Origin of the sequence: Bacillus sp. TH13, from assembly GCF_016651175.1 — a bacterium.
GTDB classification, from domain to species: domain Bacteria; phylum Bacillota; class Bacilli; order Bacillales; family Bacillaceae_G; genus Bacillus_A; species Bacillus_A thuringiensis_S.
Map to the genome: position 1 here is coordinate 3,595,354 of NZ_JAEKEJ010000025.1, position 18,124 is coordinate 3,613,477.

Sequence of the window (18,124 nt, forward strand, 5' to 3'; positions counted from 1 at the left end):
AACAGAAGAGAATATTTTTTAGAATTAAAGGAGACGTTTATGCAAAAGTTTGAACAAGCTGTTTCATATATTGAAAATGGTGAAGCGGAAAAAGGATTACAATTATTAAAAGAACAATTAAAAATTGCGAATGATGAAGAGAAGTATGATATCGCTCGTTACTATCATACACTTGGATTTACAGATGAGGCATTAGCAATTACTGAAGACTTACGTTTACTATATCCGGAAGAAAGTGAATTCACTGTATTTTTAGCAGAATTATATATTGATCTAGATAAAGAAGATGAAGCGATTGAAGTGCTTCATGATATTCCAGAAAATGACGATTTATATGTTCAATCGTTATTACTTGTTGCAGATTTATTCCAAATGCAAGGTTTTGATGATGTAGCAGAGCAAAAACTATTAAAGGCGAAAGAAATGATGCCTGATGAACCTGTTATTACGTTTGGATTGGCAGAATTATATAGTAGTAAAGGTGAAGAACAAAAGGCAATTATTTATTATGAATCGCTATTAGCGGAACATAACGTAATGGGTGGTGTTGTGATCGCACTTCGTCTTGCAGAAACGTTAAGCGCGATCGGAAACTGGGAAGAGGCGATTTCTTATTATGAAGCAGGCCTAGAGGAACAAAAAGATATTCACTCATTATTTGGATATGCCTTCACATTATACCAAGGTGAAGAATATCAGAGAGCAATTGGTGCTTGGCAAGAACTAAAAGAATTAGACCCTGAGTACGCATCACTGTACATGTATTTAGCGAAAAGCTATGAAAAAGAAGGGATGCTTCAAGAAAGCTATGAAACGCTTCATGAAGGAATTAAAGTAGATGAGCTTTCAGTGCCGTTTTATGTAGAATTAGCGAACATTGCGGCGAAATTAGGAAAAGTAGTAGAAGCAGAGGAAGTTCTTCAAAAAGCGCTTGAGTTAGATCCAGGACATTTAGGAGCAACATTAAAATATGCGTATATCTTAAAAGAACAAGAAAAGTACGAAGAGTTAATTGCAATTGTAGAGCGTGCTATTGATAGTGGAGAACCAGATACGCAACTACTTTGGGATCTTGCGTATGCAAAAAAACAATTAGAAATGTATTCGGATGCATTAAAACACTATGAAAGTGCATATACTTCTTTTAAGAATCATCCAGACTTCTTAGAAGAGTACGGTTATTTCTTATTGGAAGAAGGAAAGCGAAAAGAGGCGAAAGAAGTATTTATCCAGTTATTACAACTAGACCCGACACAAATTCATATTGAAGAGTTGTTATATAATTTAGAGGATTTTTCATAAGTTGGAAGGAAACTGAATGCCGCTTCTTGAATCTAAAAAGAAAAGAGAAAGACAGAGGAGGGACTTAATTGCTATGAATACCCCTGTTTCTGTAAACGAGAAGAAGGATTTTGTAAAATGGTTTTTAAATAATTACCAACTGAAACAGCGTGAATGTGTATGGATTCTGAATTATTTAATGAGTCACGACCAATTAATGCATAAAGTCCACTTCGTAGAGCATGCAAAATATTGTCCGCGTGGCTTAGTGATGTCAGCGAATTGTGTGAAAGACACACCGTTTCACTTTTTTAAACAAAATGTTATGACAACAGATGCTGAAAAATCGTTTCATGATATTCGTTTAAATCGAGATGAGGATATTTATATTCAACTCAACTTTAAATCGTCGTTTCAAAATGCGAATTATGTAGCTGTATTAGAAGAAAACCCATATCTACCAAAGCATATTGAAGTAAATGAAAAAGATCGTTTACTTGCAGAAAGATTTTTGGAAGAAAGTGTATTTTCGTTTAGAAGAGAACGCCTTTTGAAACAAATTGATGAAGCGTTAGATAAGCAAGATAAGGAAGCGTTTCATAGATTAACGGCAGAGTTAAGGACTTTATAGAATTTATTTGGATTAATAATTTTTTACAAATTTCAGACTTTTATCAAGAAAAACTACCTATATTGGGTAGTTTTTCTTTTTTTACCTCTTTTAGTATGGTTTAATATATATAAAGTGAAAGTTCTGTCATTTGTAAATGAAGGGGGGAAGAAATTTGAAATGGATTGTAAAAGATGTGGAACAGTTTGAGCAAGCAAGAGAGTATGTTGATACCGGAGTAATACCGCTTTTATCAATTTCGGCAGCGAAAGAAATGAAAATGGTTGTAGAACAAGGTGAATTTATCGAATTGTTGAGTATGGAATTGGAAAGAGAGTATAAAGGAAGGGTGCTTTTACTGCCTGCGTTTACGTATTTAGTAGAAAGTCAAAAGAATGAAAAAGGTCGTTTGCAAGAATGGACAAATCATTTACGAAGCGAAGGTTTTAAGCATATTGCTTATGTTACAAGTGATTTTTCATGGAAAGAGGATATAAAAGAGTTACAGGGAGATTTATTTTGGTTTCCTTCATTAGCATTAGAACAATTTAGTGATCAAGCGAAAAGAGAAGTTATTCATGCACATATAAAAAATATAATGGTGATGTTGGAAGAGAAGTGGGGAAACTGATAATAAACAGAAAGTTCTTATTATTATGAGTAGTATGATATTGACCTGTGCATGAGCGTATTATATCATGATAGTGTCCTAGTTTTTATTTTTTATATAATTTATCACGAGGGGACAATTTCTGATAGAGGGGGGGAATTTTCGTGAGCGAGAAAGAACATCGCGTGTCAAGAAGACAATTTTTAAATTACACACTCACAGGGGTAGGAGGCTTTATGGCTGCCGGTATTTTAATGCCGATGACGCGATTTGCGCTTGATCCGGTGTTAAGAAAAGAAGCCGGAACAGATATGGTTGCTGTTGCGCAAGTAAAGGATATTACAACAGAGCCGAAGCGTTTCGATTTTAAAGTGAAGCAGGTTGATGGTTGGTACAAGTCTGAAGAACCAAAATCGGCTTGGGTTCATAAAGATGAAAGCGGAGACATTGTTGCGTTCTCTCCAGTATGTAAACATTTAGGATGTACAGTTAACTGGAATTCGGACAAAGCACATCCGAATCAATTCTTTTGCCCATGTCACGGGGGGCGTTATACAAAAGATGGGATGAACATTAAAGGTACGCCACCCCTTGCTCCGCTTGATGTGTACGAGTCTAAAGTGAAAGATGGAACGCTGTATCTAGGAAAAGCAAAGCCAAGAGGGGGTGCAAAGTAGATGTTAAATAAAATTTATGATTGGGTAGATGAAAGATTAGATATTACACCAATATGGCGTGATATCGCTGATCATGAAGTACCTGAACATGTAAACCCGGCACATCACTTTTCTGCATTCGTCTATTGCTTTGGAGGACTTACCTTTTTCGTTACTGTAATTCAAATTTTATCTGGAATGTTTTTGACGATGTATTATGTGCCTGATATTAAAAATGCTTGGGAATCAGTTTACTATTTACAAAATGAAGTTGCTTATGGGCAAATTGTTCGTGGTATGCACCACTGGGGTGCTAGTCTCGTAATTGTAATGATGTTTTTACATACACTCAGAGTTTTCTTCCAAGGTGCGTATAAAAAGCCCCGTGAGTTAAATTGGATTGTTGGTGTTCTTATTTTCTTTGTTATGTTAGGTCTTGGTTTTACCGGATATTTATTACCGTGGGATATGAAAGCTTTATTTGCTACAAAAGTAGGGATTCAAATTGCAGAGCAAACACCGCTCATTGGTCCTTATATTAAAACATTACTCGCTGGTCATTCCGAAATTGTTGGCGCTCAAACATTAACTCGCTTCTTTGCTATTCACGTCTTCTTCTTACCAGCAGCACTTCTAGGTTTAATGGCCTTCCACTTCATCATGATTCGCAAACAAGGTATTTCCGGTCCACTATAAGAGATTGCTAAATTAAAGGGGAAAGAACTAAAGGAGGGAGATTATGCATCGCGGCAAAGGGATGAAGTTTGTAGGAGATTCTCGGGTACCAGTAGCTCGGAAACCAAATATTCCAAAAGACTATTCTGAATACCCAGGGAAAACAGAAGCATTTTGGCCGAACTTCTTGTTAAAAGAATGGATGGTTGGTGCAGTTTTTTTAATCGGTTATTTATGTTTAACAGTGGCGCATCCGTCGCCACTTGAGAGAATGGCGGATCCAACAGATGCTGGATATATACCACTTCCAGATTGGTATTTCTTATTCTTGTATCAGTTATTAAAGTATTCTTATGCTTCCGGTTCATTTACTGTAATTGGAGCGTTTATTATGCCAGGGATTGCGTTTGGTGCATTACTGTTAGCTCCATTTCTTGATCGAGGTCCAGAAAGACGTCCATTGAAGCGTCCTGTAGCAACTGGATTTATGCTTTTAGCAATTGCATCGATTATCTTTTTAACTTGGGAATCTGTAGCACATCACGACTGGGAAGCTGCAAAGAAACAAGGAGCAATTGTAAAAACAGCGCCAGTTGATAAAAATGATGATGGCTATAAATTAATGCAAAAAAATACTTGTTTAACATGTCATGGTGACAACTTACAGGGCGGGGCGGCAGCACCAGCACTGCAAAACTTAACTTTAAAGCCAGAAGAAATTGCTAAAATTGCGAAAGATGGAAAAGGTTCAATGCCTAAAGGTGTATTTAAAGGTACGGATGAGGAACTGAAGAAGCTTTCGGAATTCGTTGCAAAGTATAATAAAAAATAATAAAAAGCTGACTACAAAATTTGTAGTCAGCTTTTCTATTTAGTTGGATGAAGTTTGTTATAATAGAGTAGGATTTAGTGAATGAATTACTTATCTTGAAAGGTGTTGGACATACAGATTGGTGTACTTGTATGCAATGTTAAGACAACGATCGGTATTATTATTTTTATTAATTGTTAACATATTAGGTACAATTTACGGATTTATATGGTACGGAAATCAATTGAAAGAAACGTCACCTATATTTTGGCCGTTTGTACCAGATAGTCCTATGGCGAGTCTCTTTTTTGTCTTTGTTTTAATTGCTTTTTGGACAAAGAGAAACTGGGGATTAGTAGAAGCGTTAGCGATTGTTACTTTAATAAAATATGGTATTTGGGCTGTTGTTGTAAACGCGATTATGATTTACGTAAAAGGTCCTATTGGCCTTATGGGCTACATGTTAATGCTTTCGCACTTTGCGATGGCGGTGCAAGGTGTTTTATATGCTCCATTTTACCGTATAAAAAAATGGCATTTTATAGTAGCGGGTGTGTGGACGTTGCATAACGATGCAATTGATTATTTATTTTGGCAAATGCCGCGATATGGAATTATGCATTTGTTTGTAGAGGAAATTGGTTATTTTACGTTTTGGTTAAGTATTGCTGTACTATGTATTACATATTATTGTTGCTTACGTGAGCACAGGAAACAATTTTCTTTATGACGGTTAGAACATTTAGGGGGAGAACATGGAGAAAAATAAGAGTGGTACAAAAATATTGGATCGATTGATTACTTTAATTGTTTCATATAGCATAGCATTTTCTATTTTTGCACTTGCAACAACGGCAGTTGTGTATGGAAAATGGCTGTATTATTTTGAAATTGATTTTTTAAATATTCCTGATTTAGCGGATATGACGAAGGATGAAATTAAAAGAAATTACGATGTGCTTATTACATATTTATCCCCGTTTTATGACGGAGCATTACATTTGCCAACATTAGATATGTCTACAAATGGCCGTATTCATTTTGTAGATGTTAAAAATATTTTAGTAAAGATTCAATATGTGATGTATGCGACAATTATGATTGCAGTGATAGGCGGAATTTATTTATTAAAAAAGAAAAATGAAAAGTTTTTACTGCACGGATCGATTTTAACAATCATTTTTCCGATAGCGCTTATGTTACCAATCGCTATTAATTTTGAAAAGAGCTTTGTATTATTCCATAAGCTTTTATTCAGTAATGATTATTGGATGTTTGATATTGAAACGGATCCAGTTATATTAATGCTACCAGAGGAGTTCTTTATGCATGCTGCGTGTGCTATTTTATTATTCATTTTAGGTGGTAGTATACTTTGTTACAGCTTATATAGGTATTTCGTAAAAAAGAAAAGGATGTCAAAGAAAAAATTCTCTGCTTAAAGAGAATTTTTTTCTTTGTAAAACGATAATATATTTTTCGGTCCAGTTCTGTTCTATTCTTGTCCAAATTAACATATTTTGTACTAGTAGTTATAGGGGGGACCGGGATGAAGAGAACATTAATTGGATTGATAGCATTTCTAATTATAATGTTTCCGTTGCGTATATATGCTGAAGAATGGAATGAGCTAACAGGGTTGTTAGACGACTCGTTACAGTTAGTAAAGCGTAATGAAGATGAAAAAGCAGTGCAAGTATTACAACTTTTCTCGGAGCAATTTTTAATCAAGGGGAATGAAAAGAAGCAGGAAGTAACACCAGATCAAGTTAGAGTTATTTCTTTAGCTTACGACAAGGCACAGCAATCGCTCTCTGAAGAAGGTTTAGGTAAGCAAGTTAAAATTGATAATGTGTTGGCATTACAACTTGCTGTTGATGCGCAAGTATCGAAATATCAACCGCTTTGGATGGAAAGAGAAAGAAAAGTAATGGATGCCTTTTCTCAAATGGAAAAAGCGATGGAAAAAGAAGATGTTGGGCAGTTTCAACAAACGTTAAATACATTTTTAAATGAATTCAATATTATTTATCCAAGCTTAATGATTGCTTTGCCAGAAAACGAGGTACAGCGTGTAAATGCTCATTTATCTTATTTGGATGAATTTCGTAACGTTATGTTAAAAACGAAAGGCGGCCAAATGCAATTAGGGATTATTAAAGGGGATTTGCAAAAGATATTTCAAACAGTAAAAAAGGATGAAATTGCACCCTCTCTCATTTGGTTTATGACAATTACTGGGGGACTTATTTTATTCACATTAACTTATGTTGGATGGAGAAAATATAAAGGAGAGAGAGAAAAAAGAAAAAGTAATGTACATTCTAAAAATAGATAATGTAATAAGTAAAGATATGGATTGTAAGGTTTATTCATTGACAATAGTGGCAGAAGAAAATAGAATGAGAAGTACTATAATTAAAACTTCAATGGAGGTTCATGATGTTTTATTTAATTTACTTCGCGATCATAATGATCATACCGTTGTATGCACAGTCAAGAGTACGTAGTGCCTATAGCAAGTATTCACAAGTTTATTCAACATCAGGTATGACAGGAGCGGAAGTGGCTCGAAAAATTTTAGATGAAAATGGATTATACAACGTAGCTGTAGAAGAAACACCAGGTCATTTATCAGACCATTATGATCCAACCGCTAAGACGGTTCGATTATCCACAGATAACTATTATGGACATTCAGTTGCTGGTACGGCAGTTGCAGCACATGAAGTAGGACACGCAATTCAAGATGCGCAAGATTATAACTTTATGCGTATTCGTCATTCGTTAGTTCCTGTGGCGAATTTTGGATCGAATATATCATGGGTATTTATTATGATTGGTATATTTGCGACAATGTCGAAACTATTGTTATTAGGAATTATTTTAATGGCTGCAGGTGTTGTGTTTCAACTTGTTACATTACCAGTTGAGTTCGATGCTTCAAAGCGTGCAATGCAACAAATTGAAGCGTTAGGTATCGTATCAACAGATGAATATGGCCAAGCTCGTAAAGTATTAAATGCAGCAGCATTAACATATGTAGCAGCTGCAGCTGTAGCGGTATTTGAATTATTACGTCTCGTATTAATGTATACTGGTATGCAGCGTAGCGACGACTAAAGACTATCAATTTTGATAGTCTTTTTTTGTTGTGTGGCTTGAATTATATAATGTATTGCAAATAGAAATAATAGAAGTAATGCGGAAAGGCGGTGGGGGAAATGAAATATCCAGACCATTTAGTAAAACAAGTGAAAGAGCGTAGTGCTCCTTATCAACTAGAAGGTTTTTTAAGTGGACAAGGCCCTGAAAATCCCAAATTTATGTTGTTAGGAGAAGCGCCTGGTGAAACAGAAATTCATAATGGGATTCCGTTTAGCGGGAGGGCGGGAAAACAATTAATGGGTTTTTTAGAGCGTATTCACGTTACAAGGGAAGAAGTATATATTACGAGCGCTGTTCGGAGTAGACCTTATAAATGGCGAGAGAAAAAAGAACGAAATGGTGAAATCATACAAAAAAAGTATAATAGAACGCCAAATCAAGGAGAAATAGTTGCCCATGCGCCTTTATTAGATTATGAATTAGAGAAAATAAATCCGAAGCTTATCGTCACGCTTGGAAATATCGGTCTTCAACGTTTAATAGGAAAAAATAAAAAAATCACAGATGTACATGGGCAATTATTAAAACAGCCCATTCAAAAATTAAAGGATATGCAAAGTGCAGAGTTTATATGGTCAGAGAATGAATATCATGTTTTTCCAACTTTTCATCCAGCTTCCATTTTTTATAATCGGAGTTTATTGGAGCTTATTTATGAGGATTTGGAGAAGCTTAAAAGACTTGTAATAAAAAACTAGAAAAGCTAAGGTGCTTTTCTAGTTACATTTAATTATGTAAAGGGTTTTTATTTTCATCTAGCGTAAAACCTTCACCAACTACATCATGTACATCACTTACAGCAACAAAGGCATGAGGATCTACAGACGTAATAATATTTTTTAATTTCACGATTTCATTTTTAGCAACAACGCAATACAGTACGTTACGTTCCACTTTTGTATACGATCCAACAGCCTTTAAAAAGGTTGCTCCGCGCTCCATTTCAGATAAAATTTTGGCAGCGATTTCATCATTTTTCTCTGAGATAATAGTCGCTCCTTTAGCGGCATAGGCTCCTTCTTGCATAAAATCAATGACTTTAGCCCCGATAAAAACAGCAACTAACGTATACATACCCTCACGGTATGATAAATAGGTAAGAATAGAGACGACGATAACGACAGCATCGAACATAAACATTGTTTTACCCATACTCCAGCCAACATATTTATGAGCGAGCCTCGCGATAATATCTACACCGCCAGTAGTCCCGCCATATTTAAATATTATGCCAAGACCGATACCGATAAATGCCCCGGCGAATAAAGCTGCGAGTGTCATATCATTTTGTAAGTTTAAATGTAAGTTAAGAACGTCATAACGTTGAAAAATCCATAGAAATAAAGATACGCTGAATGTGCCGATTAGTGTATAGATAAATGTCGTTCTTCCAAGTAACTTCCAACCAATAAAAAAAATAGGGATATTTAAAATTAAGTTTGAATAAGAAGGATCAAACTTAAATAGAAAATACAATAATAGTGTAATACCAGTAAATCCACCTTCTGCAAGGTGATTTTCAATATTGATATTCACAATACCGAAAGAAAAAATAGCGGAACCGATTAAAATAAAAATAATATTTCGCATCTTCAATTTTGATGTCATATAGAAATCCCCCTAATTATGTAATGATTGCATTGCTCCGCTGAAACAGTAAAACATAATAATAAGTAATTTCTAGTTGCAACCCGATTGGTTCGGGCTAATCTTTTGCAAAAATCGCAAAAGAAGTTTCACTTTACCCCGTACCAACGGCTGGTAGGAGATAAAGTTCTGAAGAAAGGCAAACCAGCCGTAGGAACCCGATTGGTTCAACTAATCTTTTGCAAAAATCGCAAAAGAAGTTTCACTTTATTATAGTCTATCCAAAAAAGGGTCGCAAATAGGTGTTTGGTGGGGAATAATATTTGTCAAATCGCGATGAATTGGCTAACATGAAAGAGGAAGGATTAGAGGTGAATAGTATGGAAGCAAAAACGATGAAAGATATGCAGAAAGAAGTAGATGCATATATTGGTCAGTTTAAAGAAGGTTATTTCAGTCCGCTTGCAATGATGGCTCGTTTAACGGAAGAAATGGGAGAGCTTGCAAGAGAGGTAAATCATTATTATGGTGAGAAACCGAAGAAAACAACTGAAAAAGAAAATAGTATTGAAGAAGAGCTTGGAGATGTATTATTTGTTATGATTTGTATGGCAAATAGTTTAAATATTGATTTAGAGACAGCACATAACATTGTAATGAACAAATTTAATACACGTGATAAAGATCGCTGGACACGTATTGATGAGGGAGAGAAAGAATAATGAAAGAAATTAAAGTAATTATCGCCGGACCAAGAGGACGTATGGGACATGAAGCAGTCCTTCTTATGGAAAGAACGGAACATTTAAATTTAGTAGCAGCAGTGGATTATAAGCATGGTGGTGAGAAGATTTCTGATTTACCTGGCATGCCAGCATTACATGCACCGATTTACGCTGATTTACATACTTGTTTAGATGAAGTAGAAGCAGATGTGTTGTTAGATTTAACAACACCAGAAGTTGGGAAACAACACGTTACACTTGCAGTTGAGCGTGGACTTCGTTCTGTTATTGGTACAACTGGATTTACAGAAGAAGAATTGGCACGTTTAACAGAGAATGCAAAAGAAAAAGCAGTAGGAACAATTATTGCTCCAAACTTTGCAATTGGTGCAGTTCTTATGATGAAATTCTCACAAATGGCAGCGAAATATTTCCAAGATGTTGAGGTAATTGAATTACATCATGATCAAAAATTAGACGCACCATCTGGTACAGCTGTAAAAACGGTAGAATTAATTCGTCAAAATCGTGAATCAAAGCAGCAAGGTCATCCAAATGAAGTAGAGCAACTAGCAGGTGCACGTGGTGCAAATGTAGACGGTATTCACATTCATAGTGTACGTTTGCCAGGGCTTATTGCACACCAAGAAGTAATGTTCGGTGGAGATGGACAAATGTTAACAGTTCGTCATGATTCATTCAATCGTGCATCATTTATGTCAGGTGTAAAACTATCAATTGAGACAGTAATGAACCTTGATCATCTTGTGTACGGTTTAGAAAATATTATCGACTAAAGGGGAGACAACGGATGAAAATTGCCTTAATCGCACATGACAAAAAGAAAAATGATATGGTTTCGTTTGCATACGCATATAAACCAATTTTTGAGCAACATGAATTATTTGCAACAGGAACGACAGGGCTTCGCATTATGGAAGAGACTGGATTAGTTGTAACAAGATATCAATCTGGCCCTCTTGGTGGAGATCAAGAAATTGGTGCAATGATTGCAAAAAACGATTTAGATATGGTGATTTTCTTCCGCGATCCATTAACAGCACAGCCGCATGAACCGGATGTGAATGCATTGCTTCGTTTATGTGATGTATATGCGATTCCACTTGCAACGAATATGGCAAGTGCTGAAATGTTAATGCACGCATTAGAGCGAGGAGATTTAGATTATCGTAAGTTAAGAAAATGAGGGGAACAATTATGAGTGGATTACATATATTAGCGTTTGGTGCTCATGCCGATGATGTTGAAATCGGCATGGCTGGTACCATCGCTAAATATACAAAGCAAGGGTATGAAGTAGGTATTTGTGATTTAACAGAAGCTGATCTTTCTTCAAATGGAACGATAGAGTTGAGAAAAGAAGAAGCAAAGGTTGCAGCTCGTATAATGGGAGTAAAAACGAGACTGAATTTAGCGATGCCAGACCGTGGTTTGTATATGAAAGAAGAGTATATACGTGAAATTGTCAAGGTGATCCGTACATATAAACCAAAACTAGTTTTTGCACCGTACTATGAAGATCGCCATCCAGATCATGCAAATTGTGCAAAGCTTGTGGAAGAGGCTATTTTTTCAGCAGGAATCCGTAAATATATGCCGGAACTTGCACCACATCGTGTGGAGTCTTTTTATAATTATATGATTAATGGTTTTCATAAACCGAATTTTTGTATAGATATAAGTGAGCACCTCTCTATAAAGGTGGAAGCATTAGAATCGTATGAAAGTCAGTTTTCAACAGGGAGTGATGGGGTTAAGACACCGTTAACAGAAGGATACGTTGAAACGGTGATCGCTCGTGAGAAGATGTTTGGAAAAGAAGTTGGAGTCTTGTATGCCGAGGGATTTATGAGTAAGAAACCGGTTTTATTACATGCTGATTTATTAGGGGGATGTAAATGAAATTAAAAATAGGTATTACATGTTATCCTTCTGTAGGTGGTTCTGGAGTTGTTGGAACAGAATTAGGAAAGCAATTGGCGGAACGCGGGCATGAAATTCACTTTATTACATCGGGTTTACCATTCCGGTTAAATAAAGTATATCCAAACATTTATTTTCATGAAGTGACGGTAAACCAATACTCTGTATTTCAATATCCACCATACGATTTAGCGTTAGCAAGTAAAATGGCAGAGGTTGCACAAAGAGAAAATCTAGACATTTTACATGTGCATTATGCAATACCACATGCGATTTGTGCATATTTAGCAAAACAAATGATCGGGGAGCGTATTAAAATTGTTACAACCTTGCATGGAACAGATATTACTGTGTTAGGTTCCGACCCTTCGTTAAATAATTTAATTCGTTTTGGTATTGAGCAATCGGATGTTGTAACTGCTGTCTCGCATTCATTAATTAACGAAACGCATGAGCTTGTAAAACCAAGTAAAGAAATTCAAACGGTATATAACTTTATAGACGAACGTGTATATTTCAAGCGTAATATGTCTCAATTAAAGAAAGAATACGGTATAAGTGAGAGTGAAAAAGTACTTATTCATATTTCGAATTTCCGTAAAGTGAAACGTGTGCAGGATGTTGTTCAGGCATTTGCTAAAATTGTTAAAGAAGTAGATGCGAAGTTGCTTCTTGTTGGAGACGGACCAGAATTCTGTACGATTTTACAGATAGTGAAGAATTTACATATTGAAGATCGCGTTTTATTCCTAGGCAAGCAAGATAATGTTGCAGAACTACTTGCGATGAGTGATTTAATGTTGCTTCTATCAGAGAAGGAAAGTTTTGGTCTTGTTTTATTAGAAGCAATGGCGTGTGGTGTACCTTGTATCGGAACACGGGTCGGAGGTATTCCAGAGGTTATTCAACACGGGGAAACAGGATATTTATGTGAAGTTGGCGATACAACAGGAGTGGCAAATCAAGCTACTCAGCTATTAAAGGACGAGGAACTTCATCGTAATATGGGAGAACGAGCAAGAGAAAGTGTTTATGAGCAATTTCGCTCAGAAAAAATTGTTTCACAATATGAAACGATTTACTATGACGTACTAAGGGATGACAAAAATGGAAAGATTTAAAAAAGCTAGTTCTATTATTGAGACATTAAAGCAACAAGGACATGAGGCTTACTTTGTTGGTGGGAGCGTACGAGATCTTATTATCGATAGGCCGATTGGAGATATTGATATTGCGACATCTGCTTTACCAGAAGAAGTGATGGCTATATTCCCAAGAAATGTTCCTGTTGGTCTTGAGCATGGAACTGTAATTGTTTTAGAAAATGGTGAGCCTTATGAGGTAACTACTTTTCGAACAGAAAGCGAATATGAAGATTTTCGAAGACCTAGTAGTGTTCAATTTGTTCGTTCATTAGAAGAGGATTTAAAACGTCGTGATTTCACGATGAATGCAATTGCTATGACAGAAGAAGGCGAAATGGTTGATTTATTTGCTGGACAGGAAGCCATTCAAAAGAGAGAAATCGTGACAGTTGGAAATGCTGCAGATCGTTTTCAAGAAGATGCCCTGCGAATGATGCGTGGTATTCGGTTTGTAAGCACGTTAGGTTTTTCATTAGAAACGAAAACGAAGCAAGCAATTGAAACGTATGGGCATTTGCTAGAACATATAGCAATTGAGCGCATTACAGTAGAGTTTGAGAAACTGTTAACTGGTACATATTGTGTGAAAGGTCTCAAAGAATTAGTAGAGACGAAGCTATTTTCTCATTTGCCATATTTACAAATGTCAGAAGAAAGACTGTTAACAGCTACGCGGTATAAATGGGATTCTTTCGAAACGGATATTGAGGCGTGGGCATTTTTCTTATATTGTATCGGAGAAGAACATCCATCTGTCTTTTTACGTCAATGGAAGTTTTCGAATAAAAAAATAAAAGATATTGTTGCAGTTTTATTGGCAATCCGTACTAGAAAGGAGAAGGGTTGGGATACAGTCCTTCTTTATAAAACGGGAATTCATATCGCTGAAATGGCAGAGAGAGTATATGAAGCGATGATTGAAAGCTATGACCCTACATCTGTTAAACGAGTACAATCAATGTTTCATGTATTGCCAATCCAGGGTCGTCAAGAAATGAATGTGACTGGTAATGATTTATTAAACTGGGCAAACAAAAAGCCTGGTCCGTGGGTTGCTGAAATGCTTCAGAAAATCGAGGAAGCAATCGTACAAGGAAACGTAGTTAATGAGAAAGAGCGTATAAGGGAGTGGCTGCAAGGATGCAATCTACTATAAGAAAGCAGTTATTACAAGTTTTTTCTGAAGCGGATGGCGAGTTTGTATCCGGCCAAACGATTAGTGATAAACTTGGTTGTTCAAGAACTGCTGTGTGGAAACATATGGAAGATCTCCGGAGTGAGGGATATGAACTTGAAGCTGTGCGTCGATTAGGTTACCGAATTGCAAGTAAGCCAGACAAAGTGACTGCTAATGAAATTCAGTTAGGGCTACAAACGAAGCGAATTGGTAGAACAGTGTATTTTGAAGAAACTGTTGAATCAACGCAGCACATTGCAGCAAAACTGGCTTATGAAGGTGCAGAAGAAGGAACTATCGTTGTAGCAGAAGAACAAACAGCGGGAAGAGGTCGTTTAAGCAGAAAATGGCATTCACCAAAAGGAACAGGAATTTGGATGAGTATTATTTTACGCCCATCGATTCCAGTTCATCATGCACCGCAACTTACTTTGTTAGCGGCTGTTAGTGTTGCACAGGCAATTGAAAAATGTACAGGTGTAGGCGTGGGAATAAAATGGCCAAATGATATTTTAATTCAAGGTAAAAAGGCTGTAGGTATATTAACAGAAATGCAAGCGGATCCTGATAAAATTAATGCTGTCATTATGGGCATCGGTATTAATGCGAATCAAAAGCAAGAACATTTTGATGAAGAAATTCAGCACATTGCTACTTCATTAGCGATTGAATCAGGTAAGCCGATTGTTCGTGCAGAACTTATGCAACAAATCTATTTACAACTAGAAAAATTATATGAAGAGTATTTACAAAATGGTTTCTCTGTCATTAAAATTCTTTGGGAAAGTTACGCTGTGAGCATCGGGAAAGAAATTACCGCTCGAACGATGAGAGAGACGATTACGGGGTTAGCAAAAGGAATCACAGAGGATGGTGTATTACTTCTGGAGGATCATGAGGGGAAAGTACATCATATTCATTCTGCAGATATCGAAATTAAGTAAAAGAAGTTCCTCTTTTGGAACTTCTTTTTATTTCAATATTTTTGAGTTGAATTTGTAACATGATAATAAATTCTTTTAATAGTTAAAGTTCACTTCAAAATATCTTCCGTCTAGTTGGCCTGGCATGTTATTTGACGATTACTTTGCCTTCCATTCCTTTAAGCAGATGGTATCGACATATTAATTCATATGTACCAGTATTTTTAGGTTTCACGGTAATATTCTTTTCTTTTCCTGACTCGACTACGACGTCAATGCCGAGTTTTTTCACTGTAAAGGTGTGCTCGTTTTTGCCTTTATTTTTCAATAGTAATGTTGTTGATCCTTCAATCGGAATCGTGATGACATTTGGATTAAAGTAATCATCATTTAGTTCAACCTCAATCATGTTCGTTAAATCGGTGGGTTGTGTTACGACATTAACTGAGGCAAATACATGAAAGGATTCTAAAGATATCCACCATACAATTATTGCAAGCAAACTGCTGAATTGAAATAACCACCTGTTCATAGACATCTGCAATTCTCCTTTGTTAAGTACTTTTCCTCAATTAACCTGCATCATTAGTCAAAGAGTTATACTATACAGTTAAATTGATTATAGAAGAAATTAACTTGGACTTTTTTAACGTACGTTGAAAAAACATGTATCTTTTCAGGATTGAATTATCTATAAAAACTTTATCCCGCTATTTGCCCTGCTGCCCGTAAAAGCCCGATTGGTGAGGACTGATAATCAGTGGGGGATGAACAAAACCCCCACTAATTAAAGTTTCACTTTATAGCATATATACTTTCGTATTAAATTTCATATACCGTAATAAGAATAAAAAATTATTTTTTCGAAAAAATGTAGTAATTCCTTTTTGTAGTTTGTTATAATTAGTTCGAATGTGGGCAGTATCAGAGCGAACTGCACCATGATTCGAAGTAAGACGAAAAATAATAACTTGGATTCTGCCTTGATCCAATAACGGACTGGGACAGAGGGATGAATAATGCCGACTAACACACAACCCTTCTGCCCTTTTATGGCCAGAGGGGTTTTTTATATGATTTCGGCCATCTCCTCTCTCCTGCATAAAGGAGGAGTAGTTTTTGAAAACAAAAACAGATTTTTTGAAGATGAAAGAGCAAGGTGAGCCGATTACAATGCTAACGGCGTATGATTATCCATCTGCTAAATTAGCAGAAGAAGCTGAAGTTGATATGATTTTAGTTGGAGATTCTCTTGGAATGGTTGTACTCGGATACGATTCAACAGTACCTGTAACAGTAGAGGATATGATTCATCATACGAAAGCTGTACGCCGCGGAGCGAAAGAGACGTTTATTGTAACTGATATGCCATTTATGTCGTATCACGTATCATTACAAGAAACGATGGTGAATGCACGCCGCATCGTTCAAGAGAGCGGGGCGCATGCACTGAAGGTAGAAGGTGCTGGAGAAGTTGTATCAACAATTCAATATTTGACGAACGCAGGAATTCCTGTTGTAGCGCATTTAGGTTTAACCCCTCAATCTGTAGGAGTGTTGGGTGGATATAAAGTGCAAGGAAAAGATGCGGAGAGTGCAAAGAAATTAATAGAAGATGCAAAGAAATGTGAAGAAGCTGGTGCAATAGCGCTTGTGTTAGAATGTGTACCAATGCAGTTAGCAGAACTTATTTCAGAGCAACTAACAATTCCAACAATTGGGATTGGTGCAGGACAAAAAGTAGATGGGCAAGTGCTTGTTTATCATGATCTTATCTCATATGGTGTAAATCGCGTTCCGAAATTTGTGAAGCAGTATACGTCTGTTCAAGAGGAGATTGTACGTGGGATTTCTCAATATGTTGCTGAAGTAAAGACAAGGCAATTTCCTGAAGAAAAACATTCGTTCACAATGAAAGAAGAAGACCGCTTAGCGTTATACGGGGGAAAACAATAATGAAAATCATAACTACAGTGCAAGAGATGCAGCAAATTACGAGCGAACTTCGTGCAAGTGGAAAGAGTATTGGTTTTGTTCCAACAATGGGTTATTTACATGAAGGCCATGCTACTTTATTACGTAGAGCAAGAGAAGAAAATGAAATTGTAGTTTTAAGTGTATTTGTAAACCCGCTGCAATTTGGCCCAAATGAAGATTTAGATCGATATCCTCGTGATATTGATAGAGATGAAAATGTAGCAAAAGAAAACGGTGTAGATTATTTATTTTATCCGAGTGTAGAAGAAATGTATCCAGCAGAACAAACAACAACAGTAGAAGTTGTAAAACGCACGGACGTATTATGCGGTAAACAAAGACCTGGTCATTTTGCTGGTGTTGCAACTGTACTAATGAAACTATTTAATATTACGCTGCCAACGCGTGCTTATTTCGGTATGAAAGATGCTCAACAAGTTGCAGTAATTGAAGGATTTGTAACTGATTTCAATATTCCAGTTACAATCGTACCAGTTGATATTGTAAGGGAAGAAGATGGATTAGCGAAAAGTTCTCGTAACGTGTACCTATCACAAGATGAACGTGAAGAGGCTCTTCATTTATACCGCAGTCTATGTATAGCGAAAGAAAGAATTGAGGCAGGAGAACGTAATCCGGAAATCATTACAAATCTTGTGAAAGAGTATATTGAGACGCATACGAAAGGCACTGTAGATTATGCGGATTTATATGCATATCCGTCATTAACAATGGTAGAGAAAGTCGAAGGACGAATCATTTTAGCTATTGCAGTTAAGTTTGAAAATGTAAGATTAATTGACAATATAACATTAACGGTTAAATAAGGGGGAGC

Annotated in this window: 22 protein-coding genes; 20 read left to right on the forward strand and 2 right to left on the reverse strand. The window is 36.3% G+C overall.

What is annotated here, in order from left to right:
* The first annotated feature begins 39 nt into the window (after positions 1–39).
* The 11 genes from JFU02_RS27095 (at position 40) to JFU02_RS27145 (ending at position 8,509) form a co-directional block, all read left to right on the forward strand.
* Positions 40–1,302, forward strand: coding sequence for a tetratricopeptide repeat protein (locus tag JFU02_RS27095; RefSeq protein WP_001168666.1), 1,263 nt, complete (start codon positions 40–42; stop codon positions 1,300–1,302).
* A gap of 73 nt (positions 1,303–1,375) precedes the next feature.
* Positions 1,376–1,912 carry a ReoY family proteolytic degradation factor gene (locus tag JFU02_RS27100; RefSeq protein ID WP_001095926.1) on the forward strand — a complete coding sequence of 179 codons (537 nt, stop codon included), beginning with the start codon at positions 1,376–1,378 and terminating at the stop codon, positions 1,910–1,912.
* 136 nt (positions 1,913–2,048) lie between these two features.
* Positions 2,049–2,522 (forward strand): YpiF family protein, encoded by a 474-nt coding sequence (locus JFU02_RS27105; RefSeq protein ID WP_003306633.1) that lies wholly within the window; start codon positions 2,049–2,051, stop codon positions 2,520–2,522.
* 143 nt (positions 2,523–2,665) lie between these two features.
* The gene (gene qcrA / locus JFU02_RS27110; protein ID WP_001290420.1) at positions 2,666–3,178 is read left to right on the forward strand and encodes a menaquinol-cytochrome c reductase iron-sulfur subunit; all 513 of its coding nucleotides are present in this window, start codon (positions 2,666–2,668) and stop codon (positions 3,176–3,178) included.
* Positions 3,179–3,853 carry a menaquinol-cytochrome c reductase cytochrome b subunit gene (gene qcrB / locus JFU02_RS27115; protein ID WP_000932700.1) on the forward strand — a complete coding sequence of 225 codons (675 nt, stop codon included), beginning with the start codon at positions 3,179–3,181 and terminating at the stop codon, positions 3,851–3,853.
* Between the two features lie 43 nt (positions 3,854–3,896).
* Positions 3,897–4,664 carry a menaquinol-cytochrome c reductase cytochrome b/c subunit gene (gene qcrC / locus JFU02_RS27120; protein WP_000554601.1) on the forward strand — a complete coding sequence of 256 codons (768 nt, stop codon included), beginning with the start codon at positions 3,897–3,899 and terminating at the stop codon, positions 4,662–4,664.
* 118 nt (positions 4,665–4,782) lie between these two features.
* Positions 4,783–5,373, forward strand: a complete 591-nt coding sequence (gene lhaT, locus JFU02_RS27125; protein ID WP_116365365.1) for a lipoprotein heptaprenylglyceryl N-acetyltransferase LhaT — start codon at positions 4,783–4,785, stop codon at positions 5,371–5,373.
* Between the two features lie 25 nt (positions 5,374–5,398).
* Complete coding sequence (gene lit / locus JFU02_RS27130; RefSeq protein ID WP_000414366.1) at positions 5,399–6,085, forward strand: lipoprotein intramolecular transacylase Lit; 687 nt, start codon at positions 5,399–5,401, stop codon at positions 6,083–6,085.
* Positions 6,086–6,192: 107 nt separating this feature from the next.
* Positions 6,193–6,981: a sporulation protein YpjB gene (gene ypjB / locus JFU02_RS27135; protein WP_000831588.1), complete on the forward strand. Its 789-nt coding sequence runs from the start codon at positions 6,193–6,195 to the stop codon at positions 6,979–6,981.
* A 101-nt stretch (positions 6,982–7,082) separates the two neighbouring features.
* Positions 7,083–7,766 carry a zinc metallopeptidase gene (locus tag JFU02_RS27140; RefSeq protein WP_011109966.1) on the forward strand — a complete coding sequence of 228 codons (684 nt, stop codon included), beginning with the start codon at positions 7,083–7,085 and terminating at the stop codon, positions 7,764–7,766.
* A gap of 101 nt (positions 7,767–7,867) precedes the next feature.
* Complete coding sequence (locus JFU02_RS27145) at positions 7,868–8,509, forward strand: uracil-DNA glycosylase (protein ID WP_000876852.1); 642 nt, start codon at positions 7,868–7,870, stop codon at positions 8,507–8,509.
* A gap of 28 nt (positions 8,510–8,537) precedes the next feature.
* Here JFU02_RS27145 and JFU02_RS27150 read toward each other — a convergent pair whose 3' ends face one another.
* A complete protein-coding gene (locus JFU02_RS27150; protein WP_000202118.1) occupies positions 8,538–9,419 on the reverse strand; it encodes a YitT family protein in 882 nt (293 codons plus the stop codon).
* A gap of 359 nt (positions 9,420–9,778) precedes the next feature.
* Here JFU02_RS27150 and JFU02_RS27155 point away from each other — a divergent pair, with 359 nt between their 5' ends.
* From JFU02_RS27155 to JFU02_RS27185, 7 genes are read left to right on the forward strand one after another with little or no spacing between them, the layout of a single operon-like run.
* On the forward strand, positions 9,779–10,120 hold the full coding sequence (locus JFU02_RS27155; protein ID WP_014894810.1) for a nucleotide pyrophosphohydrolase: 342 nt from the start codon (positions 9,779–9,781) through the stop codon (positions 10,118–10,120).
* Positions 10,120–10,920 carry a dihydrodipicolinate reductase gene (dapB, locus tag JFU02_RS27160; protein ID WP_000658818.1) on the forward strand — a complete coding sequence of 267 codons (801 nt, stop codon included), beginning with the start codon at positions 10,120–10,122 and terminating at the stop codon, positions 10,918–10,920. The genes JFU02_RS27155 and dapB overlap by 1 nt, the downstream gene beginning before the upstream one ends.
* A 14-nt stretch (positions 10,921–10,934) precedes the next feature.
* Complete coding sequence (gene mgsA, locus JFU02_RS27165) at positions 10,935–11,330, forward strand: methylglyoxal synthase (protein WP_000684768.1); 396 nt, start codon at positions 10,935–10,937, stop codon at positions 11,328–11,330.
* Between the two features lie 11 nt (positions 11,331–11,341).
* Positions 11,342–12,046: a bacillithiol biosynthesis deacetylase BshB1 gene (bshB1, locus tag JFU02_RS27170; RefSeq protein WP_000015671.1), complete on the forward strand. Its 705-nt coding sequence runs from the start codon at positions 11,342–11,344 to the stop codon at positions 12,044–12,046.
* Positions 12,043–13,188, forward strand: a complete 1,146-nt coding sequence (bshA, locus tag JFU02_RS27175) for an N-acetyl-alpha-D-glucosaminyl L-malate synthase BshA (RefSeq protein ID WP_000768306.1) — start codon at positions 12,043–12,045, stop codon at positions 13,186–13,188. Before bshB1 ends, bshA begins: the two co-directional genes overlap by 4 nt.
* A complete protein-coding gene (locus JFU02_RS27180) occupies positions 13,175–14,368 on the forward strand; it encodes a CCA tRNA nucleotidyltransferase (protein ID WP_086405877.1) in 1,194 nt (397 codons plus the stop codon). Before bshA ends, JFU02_RS27180 begins: the two co-directional genes overlap by 14 nt.
* Positions 14,353–15,333 carry a biotin--[acetyl-CoA-carboxylase] ligase gene (locus tag JFU02_RS27185; protein ID WP_001192058.1) on the forward strand — a complete coding sequence of 327 codons (981 nt, stop codon included), beginning with the start codon at positions 14,353–14,355 and terminating at the stop codon, positions 15,331–15,333. The genes JFU02_RS27180 and JFU02_RS27185 overlap by 16 nt, the downstream gene beginning before the upstream one ends.
* Before the next feature lie 127 nt (positions 15,334–15,460).
* Here JFU02_RS27185 and JFU02_RS27190 read toward each other — a convergent pair whose 3' ends face one another.
* The gene (locus tag JFU02_RS27190) at positions 15,461–15,850 is read right to left on the reverse strand and encodes a cupredoxin domain-containing protein (RefSeq protein ID WP_061666882.1); all 390 of its coding nucleotides are present in this window, start codon (positions 15,848–15,850) and stop codon (positions 15,461–15,463) included.
* 581 nt (positions 15,851–16,431) lie between these two features.
* On the opposite strand from JFU02_RS27190, the gene panB reads away from it, so the two are divergent.
* Positions 16,432–17,268 carry a 3-methyl-2-oxobutanoate hydroxymethyltransferase gene (gene panB / locus JFU02_RS27195; RefSeq protein WP_061666881.1) on the forward strand — a complete coding sequence of 279 codons (837 nt, stop codon included), beginning with the start codon at positions 16,432–16,434 and terminating at the stop codon, positions 17,266–17,268.
* Positions 17,268–18,116 (forward strand): pantoate--beta-alanine ligase, encoded by an 849-nt coding sequence (gene panC / locus JFU02_RS27200; protein ID WP_000692372.1) that lies wholly within the window; start codon positions 17,268–17,270, stop codon positions 18,114–18,116. Before panB ends, panC begins: the two co-directional genes overlap by 1 nt.
* The last annotated feature ends 8 nt before the right edge of the window (positions 18,117–18,124 follow it).

Excerpts from the sequence above, each read along its gene's own strand:
- ypjB (WP_000831588.1), top strand. The coding sequence starts at position 6,193 with ATGAAGAGAACATTAATTGGATTGATAGCATTTCTAATTATAATGTTT.
- JFU02_RS27105 (WP_003306633.1), top strand. The coding sequence starts at position 2,049 with ATGAAGGGGGGAAGAAATTTGAAATGGATTGTAAAAGATGTGGAACAG.
- JFU02_RS27150 (WP_000202118.1), bottom strand. The coding sequence starts at position 9,419 with ATGACATCAAAATTGAAGATGCGAAATATTATTTTTATTTTAATCGGT.
- qcrB (WP_000932700.1), top strand. The coding sequence starts at position 3,179 with ATGTTAAATAAAATTTATGATTGGGTAGATGAAAGATTAGATATTACA.
- panC (WP_000692372.1), top strand. The coding sequence starts at position 17,268 with ATGAAAATCATAACTACAGTGCAAGAGATGCAGCAAATTACGAGCGAA.
- JFU02_RS27095 (WP_001168666.1), top strand. The coding sequence starts at position 40 with ATGCAAAAGTTTGAACAAGCTGTTTCATATATTGAAAATGGTGAAGCG.
- lit (WP_000414366.1), top strand. The coding sequence starts at position 5,399 with ATGGAGAAAAATAAGAGTGGTACAAAAATATTGGATCGATTGATTACT.
- mgsA (WP_000684768.1), top strand. The coding sequence starts at position 10,935 with ATGAAAATTGCCTTAATCGCACATGACAAAAAGAAAAATGATATGGTT.
- dapB (WP_000658818.1), top strand. The coding sequence starts at position 10,120 with ATGAAAGAAATTAAAGTAATTATCGCCGGACCAAGAGGACGTATGGGA.
- bshB1 (WP_000015671.1), top strand. The coding sequence starts at position 11,342 with ATGAGTGGATTACATATATTAGCGTTTGGTGCTCATGCCGATGATGTT.
- JFU02_RS27155 (WP_014894810.1), top strand. The coding sequence starts at position 9,779 with ATGGAAGCAAAAACGATGAAAGATATGCAGAAAGAAGTAGATGCATAT.
- JFU02_RS27100 (WP_001095926.1), top strand. The coding sequence starts at position 1,376 with ATGAATACCCCTGTTTCTGTAAACGAGAAGAAGGATTTTGTAAAATGG.
- qcrC (WP_000554601.1), top strand. The coding sequence starts at position 3,897 with ATGCATCGCGGCAAAGGGATGAAGTTTGTAGGAGATTCTCGGGTACCA.
- bshA (WP_000768306.1), top strand. The coding sequence starts at position 12,043 with ATGAAATTAAAAATAGGTATTACATGTTATCCTTCTGTAGGTGGTTCT.
- JFU02_RS27190 (WP_061666882.1), bottom strand. The coding sequence starts at position 15,850 with ATGTCTATGAACAGGTGGTTATTTCAATTCAGCAGTTTGCTTGCAATA.
- JFU02_RS27145 (WP_000876852.1), top strand. The coding sequence starts at position 7,868 with ATGAAATATCCAGACCATTTAGTAAAACAAGTGAAAGAGCGTAGTGCT.
- JFU02_RS27140 (WP_011109966.1), top strand. The coding sequence starts at position 7,083 with ATGATGTTTTATTTAATTTACTTCGCGATCATAATGATCATACCGTTG.
- JFU02_RS27180 (WP_086405877.1), top strand. The coding sequence starts at position 13,175 with ATGGAAAGATTTAAAAAAGCTAGTTCTATTATTGAGACATTAAAGCAA.
- JFU02_RS27185 (WP_001192058.1), top strand. The coding sequence starts at position 14,353 with ATGCAATCTACTATAAGAAAGCAGTTATTACAAGTTTTTTCTGAAGCG.